Annotated in this window: 23 protein-coding genes; 8 read left to right on the top strand and 15 right to left on the bottom strand. The window is 67.2% G+C overall.

Annotated elements, in window-relative coordinates:
* Positions 1-62: 62 nt before the first annotated feature.
* From ACAM55_RS07050 to ACAM55_RS07030, 5 genes are all read right to left on the bottom strand, one after another.
* Positions 63-992, bottom strand: a complete 930-nt coding sequence (locus tag ACAM55_RS07050) for an SDR family NAD(P)-dependent oxidoreductase (RefSeq protein ID WP_369655323.1) — start codon at positions 990-992, stop codon at positions 63-65.
* A 105-nt stretch (positions 993-1097) separates the two neighbouring features.
* Complete coding sequence (locus tag ACAM55_RS07045; RefSeq protein ID WP_369655322.1) at positions 1098-1478, bottom strand: response regulator transcription factor; 381 nt, start codon at positions 1476-1478, stop codon at positions 1098-1100.
* A 187-nt stretch (positions 1479-1665) separates the two neighbouring features.
* Positions 1666-3222, bottom strand: coding sequence for a glutamate--cysteine ligase (gene gshA, locus ACAM55_RS07040; RefSeq protein WP_369655321.1), 1557 nt, complete (start codon positions 3220-3222; stop codon positions 1666-1668).
* Positions 3223-3389: 167 nt separating this feature from the next.
* A complete protein-coding gene (locus tag ACAM55_RS07035) occupies positions 3390-3701 on the bottom strand; it encodes a putative quinol monooxygenase (protein WP_369655320.1) in 312 nt (103 codons plus the stop codon).
* Positions 3702-3751: 50 nt separating this feature from the next.
* A complete protein-coding gene (locus tag ACAM55_RS07030; RefSeq protein WP_369655319.1) occupies positions 3752-4417 on the bottom strand; it encodes an alpha/beta hydrolase in 666 nt (221 codons plus the stop codon).
* Positions 4418-4526: 109 nt separating this feature from the next.
* Between ACAM55_RS07030 and ACAM55_RS07025 the strand changes: the two genes are divergently transcribed.
* Entirely contained in the window at positions 4527-4994 is a 468-nt protein-coding gene (locus ACAM55_RS07025; RefSeq protein WP_369655318.1) for a Fur family transcriptional regulator, read from the top strand.
* A 10-nt stretch (positions 4995-5004) separates the two neighbouring features.
* Here ACAM55_RS07025 and zigA read toward each other — a convergent pair whose 3' ends face one another.
* Positions 5005-6198, bottom strand: coding sequence for a zinc metallochaperone GTPase ZigA (gene zigA / locus ACAM55_RS07020; RefSeq protein ID WP_369655317.1), 1194 nt, complete (start codon positions 6196-6198; stop codon positions 5005-5007).
* A gap of 114 nt (positions 6199-6312) precedes the next feature.
* On the opposite strand from zigA, the gene ACAM55_RS07015 reads away from it, so the two are divergent.
* A complete protein-coding gene (locus ACAM55_RS07015) occupies positions 6313-6969 on the top strand; it encodes a glutathione S-transferase (protein ID WP_369655316.1) in 657 nt (218 codons plus the stop codon).
* On the opposite strand, the gene ACAM55_RS07010 is transcribed toward ACAM55_RS07015, so the two are convergent.
* The 3 genes from ACAM55_RS07010 to ACAM55_RS07000 are packed head-to-tail and all read right to left on the bottom strand — an operon-like array spanning position 6970 to position 8584.
* Complete coding sequence (locus ACAM55_RS07010; RefSeq protein WP_369655315.1) at positions 6970-7767, bottom strand: enoyl-CoA hydratase/isomerase family protein; 798 nt, start codon at positions 7765-7767, stop codon at positions 6970-6972.
* Between the two features lie 60 nt (positions 7768-7827).
* Entirely contained in the window at positions 7828-8259 is a 432-nt protein-coding gene (locus ACAM55_RS07005) for a hypothetical protein (RefSeq protein WP_369655314.1), read from the bottom strand.
* Between the two features lie 52 nt (positions 8260-8311).
* On the bottom strand, positions 8312-8584 hold the full coding sequence (locus ACAM55_RS07000; protein WP_369655313.1) for a DUF2164 domain-containing protein: 273 nt from the start codon (positions 8582-8584) through the stop codon (positions 8312-8314).
* 98 nt (positions 8585-8682) lie between these two features.
* Between ACAM55_RS07000 and ACAM55_RS06995 the strand changes: the two genes are divergently transcribed.
* On the top strand, positions 8683-9879 hold the full coding sequence (locus ACAM55_RS06995) for a lactonase family protein (protein ID WP_369655312.1): 1197 nt from the start codon (positions 8683-8685) through the stop codon (positions 9877-9879).
* A 41-nt stretch (positions 9880-9920) separates the two neighbouring features.
* Positions 9921-10124 (top strand): hypothetical protein, encoded by a 204-nt coding sequence (locus tag ACAM55_RS06990; protein WP_369655311.1) that lies wholly within the window; start codon positions 9921-9923, stop codon positions 10122-10124.
* Between the two features lie 33 nt (positions 10125-10157).
* Here ACAM55_RS06990 and ACAM55_RS06985 read toward each other — a convergent pair whose 3' ends face one another.
* The gene (locus ACAM55_RS06985) at positions 10158-11066 is read right to left on the bottom strand and encodes a DUF808 domain-containing protein (RefSeq protein WP_369655310.1); all 909 of its coding nucleotides are present in this window, start codon (positions 11064-11066) and stop codon (positions 10158-10160) included.
* A gap of 92 nt (positions 11067-11158) precedes the next feature.
* Complete coding sequence (locus tag ACAM55_RS06980; protein ID WP_021008309.1) at positions 11159-11677, bottom strand: GNAT family N-acetyltransferase; 519 nt, start codon at positions 11675-11677, stop codon at positions 11159-11161.
* 94 nt (positions 11678-11771) lie between these two features.
* Between ACAM55_RS06980 and ACAM55_RS06975 the strand changes: the two genes are divergently transcribed.
* The 3 genes from ACAM55_RS06975 to ACAM55_RS06965 are packed head-to-tail and all read left to right on the top strand — an operon-like array spanning position 11772 to position 12504.
* Positions 11772-11921, top strand: coding sequence for a hypothetical protein (locus ACAM55_RS06975; RefSeq protein ID WP_015866429.1), 150 nt, complete (start codon positions 11772-11774; stop codon positions 11919-11921).
* Positions 11918-12226 carry a VF530 family DNA-binding protein gene (locus ACAM55_RS06970; protein ID WP_369655309.1) on the top strand — a complete coding sequence of 103 codons (309 nt, stop codon included), beginning with the start codon at positions 11918-11920 and terminating at the stop codon, positions 12224-12226. Before ACAM55_RS06975 ends, ACAM55_RS06970 begins: the two co-directional genes overlap by 4 nt.
* Positions 12223-12504: a 2Fe-2S iron-sulfur cluster-binding protein gene (locus ACAM55_RS06965; RefSeq protein WP_369655308.1), complete on the top strand. Its 282-nt coding sequence runs from the start codon at positions 12223-12225 to the stop codon at positions 12502-12504. Before ACAM55_RS06970 ends, ACAM55_RS06965 begins: the two co-directional genes overlap by 4 nt.
* A 22-nt stretch (positions 12505-12526) precedes the next feature.
* Here ACAM55_RS06965 and ACAM55_RS06960 read toward each other — a convergent pair whose 3' ends face one another.
* The gene (locus ACAM55_RS06960) at positions 12527-13723 is read right to left on the bottom strand and encodes an MFS transporter (protein WP_369656349.1); all 1197 of its coding nucleotides are present in this window, start codon (positions 13721-13723) and stop codon (positions 12527-12529) included.
* A 139-nt stretch (positions 13724-13862) separates the two neighbouring features.
* Here ACAM55_RS06960 and ACAM55_RS06955 point away from each other — a divergent pair, with 139 nt between their 5' ends.
* Positions 13863-14531, top strand: coding sequence for an RluA family pseudouridine synthase (locus ACAM55_RS06955; RefSeq protein WP_369655307.1), 669 nt, complete (start codon positions 13863-13865; stop codon positions 14529-14531).
* On the opposite strand, the gene ACAM55_RS06950 is transcribed toward ACAM55_RS06955, so the two are convergent.
* The 3 genes from ACAM55_RS06950 to ACAM55_RS06940 form a co-directional block, all read right to left on the bottom strand.
* Positions 14518-14958 (bottom strand): universal stress protein, encoded by a 441-nt coding sequence (locus ACAM55_RS06950; protein WP_055799091.1) that lies wholly within the window; start codon positions 14956-14958, stop codon positions 14518-14520. The genes ACAM55_RS06955 and ACAM55_RS06950 overlap by 14 nt on opposite strands.
* A gap of 105 nt (positions 14959-15063) precedes the next feature.
* Positions 15064-15813, bottom strand: coding sequence for a 2OG-Fe dioxygenase family protein (locus tag ACAM55_RS06945; protein WP_369655306.1), 750 nt, complete (start codon positions 15811-15813; stop codon positions 15064-15066).
* Positions 15810-16094 carry a DUF427 domain-containing protein gene (locus ACAM55_RS06940; protein ID WP_307576779.1) on the bottom strand — a complete coding sequence of 95 codons (285 nt, stop codon included), beginning with the start codon at positions 16092-16094 and terminating at the stop codon, positions 15810-15812. The genes ACAM55_RS06945 and ACAM55_RS06940 overlap by 4 nt, the downstream gene beginning before the upstream one ends.
* Positions 16095-16219: the final 125 nt, after the last annotated feature.

Genomic DNA, 16219 nt, shown 5'->3' with positions numbered 1-16219 from the left:
GCCGATTCATTGGAAATGCTCGAGTGCACTCCAGGTCAAGCGCCACGAACAGGGTTCGCGGGTCAGCCCTTGCGCGCGTTTGCGGCGGCCATGGCCTTGCCGACCTCGTTGCTGCCTTGCGCAGTGCCGCTCTGCGGCACGACTTCGCCCTCGCGCGAGGTCACCTCGGCGAGCCGCGCCGCCAGCTGTTCCGGCGTGTCCGCCCCGATGCCGAGCCAGGCGCCCTGCGTCAGGGTGATGTGCGCGGCCTCGAAGGTGCCGGCACCTGCGCAAAGGATGGTGCGGTTCGGCGCGTCCGCGGAGGCCAGCACCAGCATGGCGGGCACCACGGCCTCCGGCTTGAGTGCATCGAGCACTTCCTGCGGCATCAGGCCCTCGGTCATGCGGGTGGCCGCCGTGGGCGCCAGGCAATTGACGCGGATGTCGTTCTTGGCGCCTTCGATGCTCAGCGTCTGCATCAGCCCGACCAGCGCGAGCTTGGCGGCGCCGTAGTTGCTCTGGCCGAAGTTGCCGTAGAGGCCGGACGACGAGGTGGTCATGACGATGCGGCCGTATTTCTGCTCGTTCATGAGCGCCCAGACGGCCTTGGTGCAGTTCACGGCGCCCATCAGGTGCACGTCGACCACCAGCCTGAAATCGGCAAGCTCCATCTTGGCGAAGCTCTTGTCGCGCAGGATGCCGGCATTGTTGACCAGGATGTCGACCCGGCCCCAGGCATCGACAGCCTGCTGCACCATGGCCTGCACCGCGTCGAAGTCGGTCACCGAGGCTGCGTTGGCCATGGCCTCCCCGCCCGCGGCCTTGATCTCGTCCACGACGGCTTGTGCCGCGCTCACCGAGGCGCCGGAGCCGTCGCTGGCGCCGCCCAGGTCGTTCACCACCACCCTGGCGCCGCGCGCTGCCAGGGCCAATGCATGCTGGCGGCCCAGGCCGCCGCCCGCGCCGGTCACGATGGCCACCCGGCCCTTGAAATCGATGGTGCTGTTGCTCATGTGTCGCTCTCGCTGCCTTGCTGGGGAATGGGGATGTGCAGGCCATGGCGGCCGCGAGGCGTTTTACCTCAGAAAAGCGGGTCGGCCTGCCGGGCGGCCGCCAGCTCAGTCGCGCGCGTGACGCAGCGTTTCGCAATAAGCGACCAGCTGGTCGAGTTCGGCTGACTTGTCGAAGAAGGCATCGGCGCCCAGTTGCTCGGAGCGTTGGCGCATGTCGGCCGTGGCGTAGTTGCTCAGCACCACCACTTTCTGCTTCGCCTTGCGGTTGCGGCAGGCCTTGATCACGCCAAGGCCGTTGCCGCGCTCCAGGAACAGGTCGACGATGGTCAGGTCCCAGTCGTCGCGATGCTGGCGCAGCCAGCGCACCGCCTCTTCCTCGCTGCTGGCGCAGGCCACCACGTCAGCGTCGGCCACGTCGTGTAGGAAACCGACGAGATTTTCACGGATGAGTGCGCTGTCCTCGACAAGATAGGCCTTGAAAGTCATACCGGAATCTCCGGCCAAATCATCGGCCGGAACAAATATCTGGAGCGTGCGGAATGCATGCCATCCATGGTCGCCGCAGCGGCGGCGGCCGCAGTGGGTCATGCCGGCCAATGCCTGTAGGCCATCGACCCCCGCCGATGTCGTCAGGCGGGCTGCGTGACGGTGAGACGCGTAGGACAGGGATGGGTCAGGCCGCGACGGCCATCCGGCCGCGGCCGAGCCCCAGGCGTGCCGGCGACACGTATTGCTCGCGGTAGATCTCGAACGGCATGGTGTCCGCGGCCTCGATGCGCTTCTGCTCCTGGATCGATTCCTCGGTCATGCGCTCGAATTCGGCCTGCTGCTCGGCCGAGAACGGCAGCGCCAGCAGCGTGGCGCGGGTCTGCTCGGACTGGGCACGCACGAAGCCGATGAAAGAGTTGCCGTGCTGCTGCTCGATGGCGGCCAGCACGCGCGCCGAGGGCAGGCTGTCCGGGTTCTGCAAGGCGGAAAGCGCCGCGCGCACCGCGTCGGCATGCAGCGTGCCGCCATTTGCAGCGTCGAGCGCCGCGGCGATGGGCAGGCATTGCTCGACCAGTTCCACGCCCCAATCGGTCAGCGGAACGTCGCGCCCGCCGCGCAGGAGTTGCAGGCCCGGCTCGCGTCCGCGTGCGGCGGTGAGGTGCTGGTTGTGGGCCAGTTCGGCAATTTCCTGGGGCGTGTCGGCCGGGCTGTCGCTCAAGAGGCACTGCAGCAGGAACACGTCGAGGAAGCGCATCGTCTGTGCATTGATGCCCACCGGCTCGAAGGGGTCGAGGTCCATCAGACGCACCTCGACGTACTCGACACCGCGCTCGCGCAACGCATGCAGCGGGCGCTCGCCGGGGTTGATCACGCGCTTGGGCCGGATGGTGCCGTAGAACTCGTTCTCGATCTGCAGCAGGCTGGTGCCCAGCTGGTTGTAGTCGCCGCCGAGATTTCGGATGCCGATGGCCTCGTAGGCAGGCCAGGGCCGCGTGAGCGCGTCCTGCAGCGAAGCGGCGTAGCCTTCGAGGCTGTTGTAGCTCACGGCCAGCGAGGCCTGCGCGTCGCTCTGGTAGCCGAGCCGGCCCATGCGCAGCGAGGTCCCGTGCGGCATGAACATGCTCCCGTCGCCGAGCGGCAGGAGTTCGTGCGGACGGCCCGCGACAAAACTCGAACACAGCGCGGGCGATGCACCGAACAGGTACAGCAGCAGGAAGGCGTGGCGCCGGAAGTTGCGGATGAGCGCGAAATACTGTTCGCTCGACACGCCGGGCAGCGACCAGTTGTAGTGAATGCCCGAGATGGTCTGCATGCGCCGGCCGTAGCGGTGGCTCAGGCCCATGCGGTAGACGCTCTTGGCGCGCCCGACGTTCGACGAGCCGTAGCGCCCGATCGGAATGGTTTCGTCGGTCGGCAGGCCGCAGGGCATGCTCGACACCCAAAGCCGCTCGTCGCCGAGCGAATCGAGCACGCGGTAGGTGAATTGGTGCACGCGGGTCAGCTCCTCGAGCGCCGATTCGCCCCCCGCATGCACACCGGTGATGAGCTCGAGCTGCGACTCGCTGAAGTCGGTGGTGATGTGCGGATGGGTCAGCGCGGACCCCAGGGCGATCGGGTGGGGCGTGAGCGCAAGCTTGCCGTCCGGGAGCGCGCGCAGGCTTTCCTTCTCGATGCCGCACCGCATTCCCTTCAACCGCGCGGTCGAGAGTGCACCCAACCTCTCTTGCAATCTGCTGCTCATATTGTTATGACCCGTCATTCTCTGAGGGGCTGGAAGGTAGCACGGCGGCGCGGGCATTGCTGGTGCAGGGAATCCCGACTTTCGCTATGCTGCGCGGCGCTACGGTTTTGATAGCTGAGTTCATGGGATTCTGGGATTCGGCGCCGGCCTGAATTCGACCCGCCACATCAGTCGCGCCCTTCTCCAAGATCGATCTCGTCGCACTGGTAGACGGAGATCTGCGGCATGCCGTCGGCCATGGCCGCCAGCGCCTTCGCGAACGCGCGCGAGGCTTCGACGCCGAAATGCGCCTTCAGCGCCGCCATGTCGCTCCACCGCTCCACGAAGGTGAGCCGCAGCGGCTGCTGCACATTGGTGCTGACCTCGTGCGAGATGCAGCCGGGTTCGGTACGCGAACGCAGCACATGCTCCACGCTGATGGCCAGCATCGCGTGCAGGGTTTCTGCCTTGGCCATGGCGTGTCCGATGACGAGGATCATGGTGTCGTCTCCTGCTTTGTCTCGTATGCGTGAAGGTGCCCCAAAAAGCGTCAGGAAGCCAGCACGCGCAGAAGAAACCGGTTCAGATCGGCAACTTCCTCCATGCAGACCGAATGCGCCATCGTGTACTCGTGCCATTCGACGGGATGGCCGAGCGCGATAAGCGCGTCGCGCGACTGCAGCGCCCTTTCGAGCGGAACCACCGGGTCTTGCCTGCCATGGGCCAAAAAAACCGGCGTCTCGTGGTTGGCCGCGTGCCGCTCGGCCGCGGTGGTGGCCGCAATGGGCAGATAGCCCGAGAGGCCGACGATGCCCGCCAGCCGCTCGGTGTGGCGCAGGCCGGTCATCAGCGCCATGGCGCAGCCTTGCGAAAAACCTGCCACCACGATGCGGCCGGCCGCGATGCCGCGGGCCTTCTCGTTGGCGATGAGCGTCTCGATGGTGGCCTGCGAACGGCGCAGGCCCGCCTCGTCCTCGCGCGCGGCCAGGTCGGCCACGGCAATGTCGTACCACGCCGGCATCTGGTAGCCGCCATTGATGGTGACGGGGATGACCGGGGCATTGGGGAACACGAAGCGCACCGGGCCCACGCTCGACAGGTCGAGTTCGTTGGCAATCGGCACGAAGTCGTTTCCATCAGCGCCCAGGCCGTGCATCACGATCACCGTGGCGGTGGGATGGGGAGCGGTTTCGATTTCGATCGGGGAGCGGGACATGGTTCGGTAGAAGGTATTCAGAAACGCGAAAAACCAGACCTTAGCGCATTCGGGCCGGCCGGGGCGCGGTCTCACGGAATGCAACACAATGGCGGTTCCGCAAAAGTTCATGAACCCGCATCCGAAGCCCCTCCTCGCCGCCACGGCGCCCGACAGCGAAACCCTGCTGCGCAAGAGCGGCCTGCGCGTGACGCGCGCCGCGCAAACCGTGCTGGAACTGCTGGCGAGCGCCTCGCAGCCGCTCACGCACGACGACGTGGTTGCGGCCTACACCGCCGCCGCTGGCGAGGCGCCCGACCGCGTGACCATCTACCGCGTGCTCGACCGCCTGGTGGAAGCGGGCCTGTGCGACCGCCGCGTGGGCGCGGATCGCGTCAACCGCTTTTCGCGCCACGTGGAAGCTGCTTCGGGCAACATCTTCGAATGCGACCAGTGCCACAAGGTGCTGGCGCTGCCCTCCGATCCCGAACTGCCCAAGGTGATGAGCCGCCTGGGCCGGGAACTGCGCAAGCAGGGCATCGACACCCGCCACACCGCGCTCACGCTGCATGGCACCTGCGGGGATTGCAGGAGCTGAAACCTCGGTGCTACACGTTCCAGGACGGAAACGGATCGGGAAAGTTCGTCCACCACGAAGCACCGTAGCGCATTTCGCTCTCCGTCAGCAGGCAGGCATCGAGCCGCGCCCGCAGGCCGGCCTCGTCCATGCCGATGCCGATCAGCACCAGCTCCTGCCGAGCATCGCCGGTGCCCGGGTCCCAGTTCTTGCGGATGGCTTCGAGCGCTTCCTCGTCAGCCGGCCAGTGCTCGCGCGGCACCGCGGCCCACCACAGGCCCGCGACCCCATAGCGGCAGGCACCGCCCGCCTGCGACCATGAGCCTGCCCGCGTGGCGCGGCTCGCAAGCCAGAAGAATCCCTTGGAGCGCACCACGCCCTCCCACTCGCTTTGCACCAGCTCCCAGAAGCGCTGGGGATGGAACGGCAGCCGTGCGCGGTAGACGAAGCTGCCGATGCCGTAGGTCTCGCTCTCGGGCGCATGCTCGCCGCGCAGTTCCGCCAGCCAGCCGGGCGCACTTTCGGCCTGCTCGAAGTCGAACAGGCCCGTGTCGAGCACGCGATCGAGCGCGACGCGGCCGAACTCCGAAGTCTCGATGCGCGCACGCGGATTGAGGCTGCGCAGAATGGCCATCAGGCGCCCGCGCTCCTCGGCCGTGACGAGGTCGGTCTTGTTGACCACCAGCACGTCGCAGAACTCGACCTGCTCGATCAGCAGGTCGACCACGGTGCGGGTGTCTTCGTCGCCGAGCGACTGGCCGCGCTGGCCCAGGCTGTCGGGCGAGCCGTAGTCGCGCAGGAAGTTGAAGGCATCGACCACGGTCACCATGGTGTCCAGGCGCGCCACGTCGGCCAGGCTCTTGCCGTCTTCGCCGGCAAACGTGAAGGTCTCGGCCACCGGCAGCGGCTCCGAGATGCCGGTGGATTCGATCACCAGCTGGTCGAAACGCCCTTCCTTCGCGAGCCGTCCGACCTCGATGAGCAGGTCTTCGCGCAGCGTGCAGCAGATGCAGCCGTTGCTCATCTCGACCAGCTTCTCGTCGGTGCGCGAGAGCTCCGCGCCGCCACCCCGCACCAGGGCCGCATCGATGTTGACCTCGCTCATGTCGTTGACGATGACCGCCACCCGGCGCCCCTCGCGGTTGTGCAGGATGTGGTTGAGCAGCGTGGTCTTGCCGGCGCCGAGAAAGCCGGACAGCACGGTGACGGGAAGGCGGACGGTCATGGGTATGGCTCTATATGCAACAGAATTGCATTATAGGAACCAACGCAACCATGTTGCGTTTGATGAGCGCCGGCTTTTCGCCGCCGCGCCCACCGGCATAGACTGTTGCGCGCGATGCAACACCCCGCCCTGCCCGTTCTCTACAGCTTTCGCCGCTGCCCCTATGCGATGCGGGCGCGCCTGGCATTGGCCGCGAGCGGCGAACACTGCGAGCTGCGCGAAGTGGTGCTGAAGAACAAGCCCGCCGACATGCTCGCGGCCTCGCCAAAGGGCACGGTGCCCGTGCTGGTGATGGCCGACGGCGCGGTGCTGGAGCAAAGCCAGGACATCATGCTGTGGGCACTGCGCCGCGACGACCCCCTGCGCTGGCTGGAGCCCGACGCCGGCACGCTCGACGACATGCTCGCACTCGTGGCTGAGTGCGACGACCACTTCAAGCCGCAGCTCGACCGCTATAAATACCCGGGCCGGTTCGACGATTCGTCGGCCGGCGCACGCGAGCGGGGCGCGCAGTTCCTGCTGCGGTTGGAGGCGCGGCTCGCCGGTTCCGGGCAGCTTTTCGGCGCACGGGCCTCGCTGGCGGATGCGGCCGTCATGCCCTTCGTGCGGCAGTTCGCAATGGTCGAGCCCGCATGGTTCGAAAGCCAGCCCTGGCCCTCGCTGCGCGCCTGGCTCGCGGGCTGGACCGCTTCGCCGCTGTTCGAGCGTGCGATGTGGAAGTACGCGCCGTGGGTCCCGGGCGAAATTGGCGCCGCCTACCCGCCGGCCTGATCAGCCGAAGTTCGGCGCCCGCCGCTCGCGCAGCGAGGCCACGCCTTCGCGCACGTCGGCGCCCGCGAAACCCATGAATTCGAGCGCCAGCGAAGCGTCGAAGGTCGGCCCGGCCTGGCGCAGCCAGTTGTTTAGCGCGTACTTGGTGAGGCGGATCGCGCTCTGGCTGCCGGCCGCGAGCCGGCCGGCCACTTCGTAGGCACGCGGCAGCAGATCGGCCTCGTCCACCGCGAGCGACACCAGGCCGATGCGCTCGGCTTCTTCGCCGCTCACTGGCTCGCACAGCAGCAGGTGGTACTTGGCCTTGGCCATGCCGCACAAGAGCGGCCAGACAATGGCTGCATGGTCGCCCGCGGCGACGCCCAGGCGCGTGTGGCCGTCGACGATCTTCGCGCCCTTGCTGGCAATGGAGATGTCGGCAAGCAGCCCCGCCACCAGCCCCGCGCCCACGGCCGGTCCATGCATGGCACTCACGATGGGCTTGTCGCAGTTGATCAGGTTGTAGACGAGGTCGCGCGCTTCTTTCCAGACGCGCTGGCGCACCGCATCGTCGGTGGTCATGTCCTGCACCATGGCCAGGTCGCCGCCGCCCGAGAAACCCAGCCCCTCGCCCCGCAGCACTGCGCAGCGCACCGTGTCGTCGGCCGACACGTCGCGCCAGATTTCGGCCAGTTCCCGATGGCCGTCATGGCCCGCCGTGGGCAGCTTGCCGTTGGCCGCGCGCATCTGGATGTCGAGCACCGTATCGTCGATGCCGCGGCGCGTGATGGCAAGGGTCTGGTAGCGGGTGTAGTCCATGGCGTGTCTCCACCTCGCAATACGTGCGAGGATTTTCTTTTTCGTCGAAAGACGGGACGCCTATTTTCGCGCGGCGACCTCGCGGCAGCGCTGCACGTTCGCCTCGAAGCGCGACGCCAGCCCGGGCTCGCACCCGTCGCCCGAGGGATTGAGCTTGCACATGCCGACCACCACGTAGTCCATCACCGCCTCGGTGCACATCGGGTACTTCGCAAGGTCGGGATTGGCCTGCGCCTTGAAGCCCCAGCGCTCCGAAAACTGCACCGTGCGGGCCATCGCGCCCTGGAAAAAGCTGCGATCCCTGGCGGCGATGGCCGCCTCCATGCGAGGCAGCTCCTCGTTCAGGTAGCCGACGGAGTCCAGCGGAAACCCGGACGGCTCCTGCTGCGCACTGGCGATGGACGCGGCGAGCATGAACAGCGGCAAGGCGACGAAGGTGCGCAGCCGCGAGGACGAAGGCGCGAAACGGTTGAGCGTGCGGTGTGGTTGCATGGCTTGGGATTTTGCAACGTCTGGAAGCATCTTTTCGTGGCGGGCGCCACGTCTACTTGCCTTTTTTCTGCCGGTCGAACTTGCGCCAGTACTGGAATTCGTCCTCGTGCACTTCGAGATCGACCTCCGAGATGCGCGACTGGAGGCGCTCCTGCACGTCGGCCACGGCCTTGTTGTAGACGATGGGGCCGACCTCTTCAAGAAAGAACCCGAGCAGCGCGCCGGCCGCGATGTTGCCGATCTTCTCTTCCATGTTCTCGTTGAAGTAGCGCTCGATCGAGGCGATGGCCTGCTGGCGCGCTTCCTTGGATATCTCGATGGTCATGGGGCTGCTCTCGATGGTGGGTTGATCGATTGTGCCGCTACCATGCGCTGCGGCCGCAGGGCCGGCACGACAACAACGCACAACACGGAGACCGACCCATGAAGTTTCGCCCCGCCGCGCTGGCCACCCTTGCCCTGGCCGCTCTCGCCGCCATTTCGGGCTGCACCAACCTCACCCCCACCGTGCCGCAGCGCCAGCTGATGCTGGTGGCGAACGACGAAAAGCAGTCGTGGAGCGACGCCGGCGCCGTGATCCTCGGGCCGATGGGGCGCGACACGGTGCAGGTGCTCGACATCGGCACCGACCCGCTCGCACCGAAGCTCGTCGGCACGCTGCAACTCGACAACACCATTGCCGGCCCGCCGACCAACCTCGCGATCACGCCGGGCGAAACGCTGGCGCTGGTCGCCAACTCGCTCAACGTGGTGGAAGAGAACGGCGTGCGCAAGCAGGTGCCCGACAACCGCCTCTTCGTGATCGACCTGACCACCACGCCGCCCAAGCTGATCGACACGCTCACCGTGGGCAAGCAGCCTTCGGGCCTGTCGATCAACCGGACGGGAAACCTCGCACTGGTGGCGAATCGCGCCGACAACTCGGTCAGCGTGCTGCGCATCGCGGGCAAGAAGGTCACGCTGATCGACACCGTCGCCATGAACGATTCGGTGGCGCACGTGCGCTTCACGCCCGACGGCAAGCGCGCGCTCGCAGCCAAGTTCCCGACCCACAAGATTGCGCTGCTCGAGGTGAACGGCGAGAAGGTGAGCTACAGCAAGGTGGACCTTGCGGCCGGCCTCTGGCCCTACAACGTCGACGTGACGCCCGACGGCAAGCTCGCGCTCACGGCCGACAACGGCAACTCGGGCGCATCGGACGGGCAGATCGACACGGTCAGCGTGATCGATCTGGAGGCCACGCCGCCGCGCGTGGTCGACAAGGTGGTGGTGGGCGACGGCCCCGAGGGCCTGGCGGTGAGCCCGACCGGCCGGCATGCGGCGGCCGTGCTCCTGCGCGGCAGCAACGCGGCGAAGAACGCCTACTTCTACAACCGCAACGGCTCGGTAGTGCTGCTGAAGATCGAGGGCAAGAAGGTGACGCTCGCCAACGAGGTGGTGGTGCGCGGCCTGCCCGAAGGCGCCGTATGGAGCGCGGACGGCAAATACCTGTACGTGGGCAACTTCATCGATCAGGACATCACGATCCTGCGCGTGGACGGCGACACGCTGGTGCCGACGGGCAAGTCGTTCCCGCTGCAGGGGCATCCGGCGGCGATGCGCGGGACAATGTCGCACTGACCGAACAAACGATCAACGCAAACTGACCTGAACGCAACGCCATGGCGCAACCCAAACGACAACTCCGCACGCTCGAACGCGGCATTCTCTGCCTCGCAATCGGTGCCGCCGTTCTGCTGGCGCCGCGCTTCCTGCAAGGCACGCGCTGGTTCGACATGGTGGCCGGCGCCTACGTGGTCGGCTGGTTTGCGCTGGCGCTTGGCGTGGCGCTGGTGGCGGTCGGCCTCTTTCAGCGCGGCAGATAACCGGGCAAGAACCGGCCCGCAGCCCGCGAGGACTCAGGCCTTCTTGCCGCGCAGCTTGCCCACGAGTTCCACGCCCGCCAGCACGATGGCGCCCGCCACGATGCCGATGCCTGCGTTCACCCCCATCGAGCCGAGCGCACCGACCACACCGCCCGCGGCCTTGGCCCAGTCCTCGACCGCATGGCCGAACGCGGGCACGCCGTGCACCAGGATGCCGCCGCCGACCAGGAACATGGCCGCGGTGCCCGCAACCGACAGCCCCTTCATGAGCCACGGCGCCGCAGCGAGAATGCCACGGCCCAGGGCCTGCGCGGCCTTGCTGGCTTGCTGGCTCAGGTACAGGCCCGCGTCGTCGAGCTTCACGATGCCGGCGACCAGGCCGTAGACGCCGACGGTCATGATCAGCGCAATGCCCACGAGCACCGCGAGCTGCGTGGTGAAGGGCTGGCCCTGCACGGTGCCCAGCGTGATGGCGATGATTTCGGCCGAAAGGATGAAGTCGGTGCGCACCGCGCCCTTGATCTTGTCCTTCTCGACCGCCACCACGTCGACGCTCTCGTCGGCCACGGCGCGCTCGTGGCGCGCGGTGTCGGCCTCGTGCTCCTTCTTGTGCAGGAACTTGTGCGCGAGTTTTTCGAAGCCTTCGAAGCAGAGAAAGGCGCCGCCGATCATGAGCAGCGGCGTCACCAGCCAGGGCAGCCACGTGCCGATGGCCAGCGCCGCCGGAACCAGGATGGCCTTGTTGATGAATGAGCCCTTGCACACCGCCCATACCACCGGCAGCTCACGGTCGGCCTTGACGCCCGAGACCTGCTGCGCATTGAGCGCGAGGTCGTCGCCGAGCACACCGGCCGTCTTCTTGGCGGCGACCTTGGTGAGGATCGAGACGTCGTCCAGGACGGTCGCGATGTCGTCGAGCAGCAGAAGCAGGCTGGTGGCCATGGCAAGGGTCGGTATGAAAAAGAACCGGCGAGCTTAGCCGCAAGCGCCGCCCGCGCCGGCAATACCCGTACGCGGTGGGCGCGTCGTTGGCGTCAGGCGACGCTGCGCTTGAGGCGGATTTCTTCGACCCGCACGGTGCCGAGCGCGGTGGTCTTGGCGGTTTTCATTTCGCGCTTGAAGCCGGCCAGCTCGTGGAAGCGCATGGCGCGGTCGTTGCGAATGGGCACCCACACGGTGACCGTGGTGCAGCCCTCTTCCTCGAGGCCTTCGCGCGCGGCGTCCCAGAGAGCGACGCCGATGCCCTTGCCCCAATGCTCGGGCTTGACGTAGATGGCCCAGATCTCGCCCGTGGTGGACGGCGTCTTGGGATCGCGCGAGCGGTCGAAACCGACGAAGCCGACGATCTCGCCGTCAAGCACCGCCACCTGCACCTGCGGCTCGCTGAACTCGATGGCTTCGCGCCACTTGGCTTCGCGCGAGGCGGGAGCCAGCACGCGCAGCTCTTCTTCGGGCAGGATGCCTTCGTAGGCAGCCTTGGCGGCCAGGGCGTGGACTTCGGCGACGGCCTTGGCGTCGCGCATGGTGGCGGGGCGAACTTCGTAATCTGACATGGATGCGGGGGAATCAAATGGAACCGCGTATTGTCGCCGCACCGCTAAACTTCCCATTACATACGCCGCATACGCAGCATCAAAAGGAGTCGATATGGCAAAAGGTCAACAACGCGCGAACAAGGAAGCCAAGAAACCGAAGAAGGACACCTCACCGCCCAAGCCGGTAGGCACCGGTGGCATCGAACCCGTCCGCACGATCACCACGGCGGTGATTCCGCGCGGCAAGCTCAAGAACAAGTGACCGACGAGGCACCCGCCGGGCCGGCAGCGGCACCCGCCAAGCCGGCCCAGCCCCGCAACCCGCTGCACGGGCTCACGCTGGAGGCCATCGTGACGGCGCTGGCCGATCACTACGGCTGGGAGCAGCTCGGCGAGCTGGTTCCCATCCGCTGCTTCGCGATCGACCCGAGCGTGGGCTCCAGCCTCAAGTTCCTGCGCAAGACGCCATGGGCGCGCGAGAAGGTCGAGAGCCTTTATCTCTTCATGCTGCGCGAACAGCGCCGCGAGCAGCAACAGCAACAGCAGCAGCAGCAGCCCCAGCGATGAGGGTTCGACTCGAGCCGTCGGGCCTCGGTTTCGAGGCCGAGGCCGGCACCACCCTTTTGAACTCGGCCGAGGCGGCCGGCATCGAGATGCCGAGTTCCTGCCGCAACGGCACCTGCCGCACCTGCATCTGCCAGCTGGTGTCGGGCGCCATCCGCCACAACATCGAATGGCCGGGCCTGAGCGCCGACGAAAAGGCCGAGGGGTGGATCCTGCCCTGCGTGGCCGAGGCGCTAGGCGACCTGACGATCGATGCGCCCAAGGCGTTTTCGGTCTTCTGAGAAAAGACCGCGCTGTTCCGCCCTATTTGATGGCCCCCGCCGGCATCGCGACCACCAGCCGGTCGCGCTGCGCCAGCGACGGAAACAGCTTGAACCAGCCCAGCGCCACCATCATGGTGCCCACGCCGCCCACCACCACCGAACCCACCGGCCCCAGGAGCGCCGCGGTGGCGCCCGATTCGAACTCGCCCAACTGGTTGCTCGCGCCGATGAAGATCGAATTGACCGCACTCACGCGGCCGCGCATGGCGTCGGGCGTCTCGAGCTGGACCAGGGTCTGGCGGATCACCACGTTGACCATGTCGGCGCCGCCCGACACCACCAGCGCGATCAGCGAGACGATGAAGCTGCGAGAAATTCCGAACACCACCATGCACAGCCCGAAGAGCCCCACGGCCATCAGCAGCGTGCGGCCGATGTTGCGCTCGATGGGCCGGCGCGTGAGCGCGATCGACATCACCAGCGCCCCCACCGCCGGCGCCCCGCGCAGCAGGCCGAGCCCCCAGGGCCCCGTGTGCAGGATGTCCTTGGCGTAGATCGGCAGCAGCGCCACCGCACCGCCCAAGAGCACCGCGAAAAGATCCAGCGAGACGGCGCCAAGCACGGGCTTGCGCTTCCAGATGAAATCGACGCCGGCGAACACGGTGGCCAGCGTGACCGGCTCGCGCGCGGCTGGCGTATGGGCGTAGCGCAGCCGCAGTACGAGCGCGCAGGCCACCGCGAAGCACAGCACGCTGGCGCCGTACACCACCTGCATGCCGGCCACGAAAAGAAGGCCGCCGAGCGCCGGCCCGCCGATGATCGCGCCCTGCATGCCGGCCGAGCTGAAGGCCATGGCACGCGGCAGCATGGTGGGCGGCACCAGCAGCGGCGTCAGCGCCTGCTGCGCGGGCATCTGGAACGCCCGCACCGCACCCAGCACCAGCGAGAGGCCCAGCAGCAGGCCGCGCGTGTCGAAGCGCTGCAACACCGCGAGCAGCAGCACCAGCGCCACCAGCCCCTGCACCGCAAAGCAGGCCGCCACGATGCGGCCCCGGTGATGGCGGTCGACCACGTGGCCGGCCAGCAGCGCGAGCAGCAGCGCGGGAACGAATTGGTAAAGGCCCACGAGCCCGAGGTCCCAGGCACTGCTGGTGAGCTCGTACATGTGCCAGCCGATGGCCACCAGGAGCATCTGCGAGGCCGCGGTGCCGAAGAGGCGCGCCACCCACATCCGCATGAAGGGGCGCTCGCGCGTGAGTTCGGAAAAGCTCGGGGGTGGGGAGACGGAAACGGGGGCGGGGCCGGACATTCGTTCGAGGATAGCCGAGGCATCATGAGCCGCGCATGAGCGTGGGCTCTCTACACTCTCGACACCCATGCCGGACACCGACCCCATCGACCTCATCTACCAGGACGCGCACCTGCTCGTGCTGAACAAGCCCGCCGGCCTGCTCTGCGTGCCCGGACGCGGCGAAGACAAGCAGGATTGTTTGAGCGCGCGCGCCATGCGGCAATGGCCCGACGCGCTGATCGTCCACCGGCTCGACATGGCCACCAGCGGACTCGTGCTGATGGCACGCGGCGCCGCCATGCAGCGTGCGCTGGGCGACGCCTTTGCCAACCGCCTGGTGCACAAGCGCTACGAGGCCATCGTGGATGGCGCGATGCCTCTGCGGGACGAATGGTCGGTCATCGATGCGCCGCTGATGGCCGACTGGCCACGGCGCCCGCTGCAGAAGGTCGACGCGGCGGGCAAGCCCAGCCTCACACGCTGGCGGGCATTGCATTCATCGCCGCCCGGCGAGCCCGCCGCTGCCACGCACGTGCTGCTGGAGCCGCTCACGGGCCGGTCGCATCAGCTGCGGGTGCATCTGCTCTCGATCGGCCATCCGATCCTGGGCGATGCGCTCTACGGCAGTGCCGAGATTCAGGCGCGCGCGCCGCGCCTGCTGCTGCATGCGAGCGAGCTGGGCTTCATGCATCCGGCGACGCAGCAGACCCTTCGATTCGAAAGCCCTCCGGACTTCTCGCTCAGCCGCCTTTGACCACCAGCACGGGCATGGGCGCATCCTGCAGCACGCGCTGCGTGACGCTGCCGAGCAGCAGCTTCTCGATGCCGCTGCGGCCATGCGAACCCATGACGATCAGGTCGGCCGCGATGGCAATGGCTGTGTCGACGATGCCTTCGTGCACCACGTGGCCGTCGATCACGCGCTGGTCGCTGTGCAGGCCCTCGGCCGCAAGTGCCGCAACGCCGCGCGCCAGGGCCGCATTCGCGCTTGCGGTGGCCGCCGCCAGGTATTCGTTCTGGCCGAGCGCGTAGTCCGCGCCCACGCCGATGAAGGGATAGTTGTCGATCACGTGAATCAACGTGATGCGGCTCCCGAAAGCCAGCGCCAGGCCGCTGGCCTTGCTGACCGCGAGCATGGAAGTTTCGGAGCCGTCGATCGGAACCAGGATGTGATTGAACATGGCGGACCTCACTTTCGTTCGCAGACAGGCGCGGCTCGAAACCGAACCGGCCCTCGAATTTAACCCCTGCGCGGAGGCGTGACTGTAGGACTCAAGCCAGCGGGCTCAATCCCCCTGGAAACCCTGAGCGCGGCAAGTGACCACAAGGGTATCGCGCCAGCCGGCGGTACCCTCTTCGAGCGGCTGGATGGGCGTGGACTCGTGGATCACGCGCGCATCGTCGAGCAACAGCAGCGTCCACGGCTCGGTCATGGTGAAGCGCTCGCCGCGCCGCCCATTGGCTTCGAACACGCGCGTCTCGCCGCCCTTGACGCCGCTGCGCCCGACCAGCGCCACCGCCACCAGGTCGACGCCGTCGCGGTGCGCGCCTTCGGGCGTGGGCCGGCCGATGCCGCCCGCCGTGTCGATGCGGAACTGATGCGCTTCGACGAACCATGGCTGCGCCGAGGTGCCGCGCATGTTGCTGGACGCTTCGCCCAGGCGTTGCAGCAGGCGCTGCCACACCGGCTGCCCCACGGTGGCCTCATGCATGGGCGCAAACCAGCGCTGCATGCCGCCGTGCAGCGCGTTGTATTCGACCGGCTGCCAGTGCGCACGGTGCGGCACTTGGGAGATCGCCTCGCCCTCGACCGTGAAGCACGCGTGGCGCCTCGTGCGGTAGCGGCCACCGTCCTTCAGGTATTCGTCCGGTGGAAGATCGTTCCAATCGGCATGCAGTGCCTCGAGCTGCGCGAGCGGCACGCCGAGCCAGTCGCTCACGCCTTGCGGGCTCAGTACTGCATAGCCTTGTTCGCGCAGGGCGGCCGGCAGTTCGGCCGGCTGGATGAACGGCGGTGCGAACGCGGCCGTGGTCACGACGCGCTGACTTTCACGTCTTTCCAGAACGCCACGCGGTCGCGGATTTCCTCGGCTTCGGGCTTCGGGTCGGCGTAGTACCAGGCCGCGTCGGTGTGGAGCTCGCCGTTGACCAGCAGCGAGTAGTAGCTGGCTGTGCCCTTCCAGTGGCAGGTGGTCTTGTGGTTGCTGAAGGTGACGTGGTCGCGGTTGAGCGAGCTCATCGGGAAATAGTGGTTGCCTTCGACGAGCACGGTGTCGTCGCTTTCGGCGATGGTGACGCCGTTCCAGGTTGCTTTCATGTCTTGCTCTCTCCAAGGGAGGATGCGGGGGGCGCTTGGCTGTATTGCGGCTGCCGCACGGGGAAGGGATATTGTGCCCTCTGCCCTTGGCGTGTTTTTTGTCCGGGTTACTTGGGGCTTTGTTT

This window comes from Variovorax sp. V213 (assembly GCF_041154455.1).
GTDB lineage: Bacteria > Pseudomonadota > Gammaproteobacteria > Burkholderiales > Burkholderiaceae_C > Variovorax.
This window is presented reverse-complemented; position numbering and strand designations above follow the sequence as displayed.

Coding starts and splice junctions, on each gene's coding strand:
- ACAM55_RS07050 (WP_369655323.1), bottom strand. CDS start 992: ATGAGCAACAGCACCATCGATTTCAAGGGCCGGGTGGCCATCGTGACC.
- ACAM55_RS07045 (WP_369655322.1), bottom strand. CDS start 1,478: ATGACTTTCAAGGCCTATCTTGTCGAGGACAGCGCACTCATCCGTGAA.
- gshA (WP_369655321.1), bottom strand. CDS start 3,222: ATGAGCAGCAGATTGCAAGAGAGGTTGGGTGCACTCTCGACCGCGCGG.
- ACAM55_RS07035 (WP_369655320.1), bottom strand. CDS start 3,701: ATGATCCTCGTCATCGGACACGCCATGGCCAAGGCAGAAACCCTGCAC.
- ACAM55_RS07030 (WP_369655319.1), bottom strand. CDS start 4,417: ATGTCCCGCTCCCCGATCGAAATCGAAACCGCTCCCCATCCCACCGCC.
- ACAM55_RS07025 (WP_369655318.1), top strand. CDS start 4,527: ATGAACCCGCATCCGAAGCCCCTCCTCGCCGCCACGGCGCCCGACAGC.
- zigA (WP_369655317.1), bottom strand. CDS start 6,198: ATGACCGTCCGCCTTCCCGTCACCGTGCTGTCCGGCTTTCTCGGCGCC.
- ACAM55_RS07015 (WP_369655316.1), top strand. CDS start 6,313: ATGCAACACCCCGCCCTGCCCGTTCTCTACAGCTTTCGCCGCTGCCCC.
- ACAM55_RS07010 (WP_369655315.1), bottom strand. CDS start 7,767: ATGGACTACACCCGCTACCAGACCCTTGCCATCACGCGCCGCGGCATC.
- ACAM55_RS07005 (WP_369655314.1), bottom strand. CDS start 8,259: ATGCAACCACACCGCACGCTCAACCGTTTCGCGCCTTCGTCCTCGCGG.
- ACAM55_RS07000 (WP_369655313.1), bottom strand. CDS start 8,584: ATGACCATCGAGATATCCAAGGAAGCGCGCCAGCAGGCCATCGCCTCG.
- ACAM55_RS06995 (WP_369655312.1), top strand. CDS start 8,683: ATGAAGTTTCGCCCCGCCGCGCTGGCCACCCTTGCCCTGGCCGCTCTC.
- ACAM55_RS06990 (WP_369655311.1), top strand. CDS start 9,921: ATGGCGCAACCCAAACGACAACTCCGCACGCTCGAACGCGGCATTCTC.
- ACAM55_RS06985 (WP_369655310.1), bottom strand. CDS start 11,066: ATGGCCACCAGCCTGCTTCTGCTGCTCGACGACATCGCGACCGTCCTG.
- ACAM55_RS06980 (WP_021008309.1), bottom strand. CDS start 11,677: ATGTCAGATTACGAAGTTCGCCCCGCCACCATGCGCGACGCCAAGGCC.
- ACAM55_RS06975 (WP_015866429.1), top strand. CDS start 11,772: ATGGCAAAAGGTCAACAACGCGCGAACAAGGAAGCCAAGAAACCGAAG.
- ACAM55_RS06965 (WP_369655308.1), top strand. CDS start 12,223: ATGAGGGTTCGACTCGAGCCGTCGGGCCTCGGTTTCGAGGCCGAGGCC.
- ACAM55_RS06960 (WP_369656349.1), bottom strand. CDS start 13,723: ATGCGGATGTGGGTGGCGCGCCTCTTCGGCACCGCGGCCTCGCAGATG.
- ACAM55_RS06955 (WP_369655307.1), top strand. CDS start 13,863: ATGCCGGACACCGACCCCATCGACCTCATCTACCAGGACGCGCACCTG.
- ACAM55_RS06950 (WP_055799091.1), bottom strand. CDS start 14,958: ATGTTCAATCACATCCTGGTTCCGATCGACGGCTCCGAAACTTCCATG.
- ACAM55_RS06940 (WP_307576779.1), bottom strand. CDS start 16,094: ATGAAAGCAACCTGGAACGGCGTCACCATCGCCGAAAGCGACGACACC.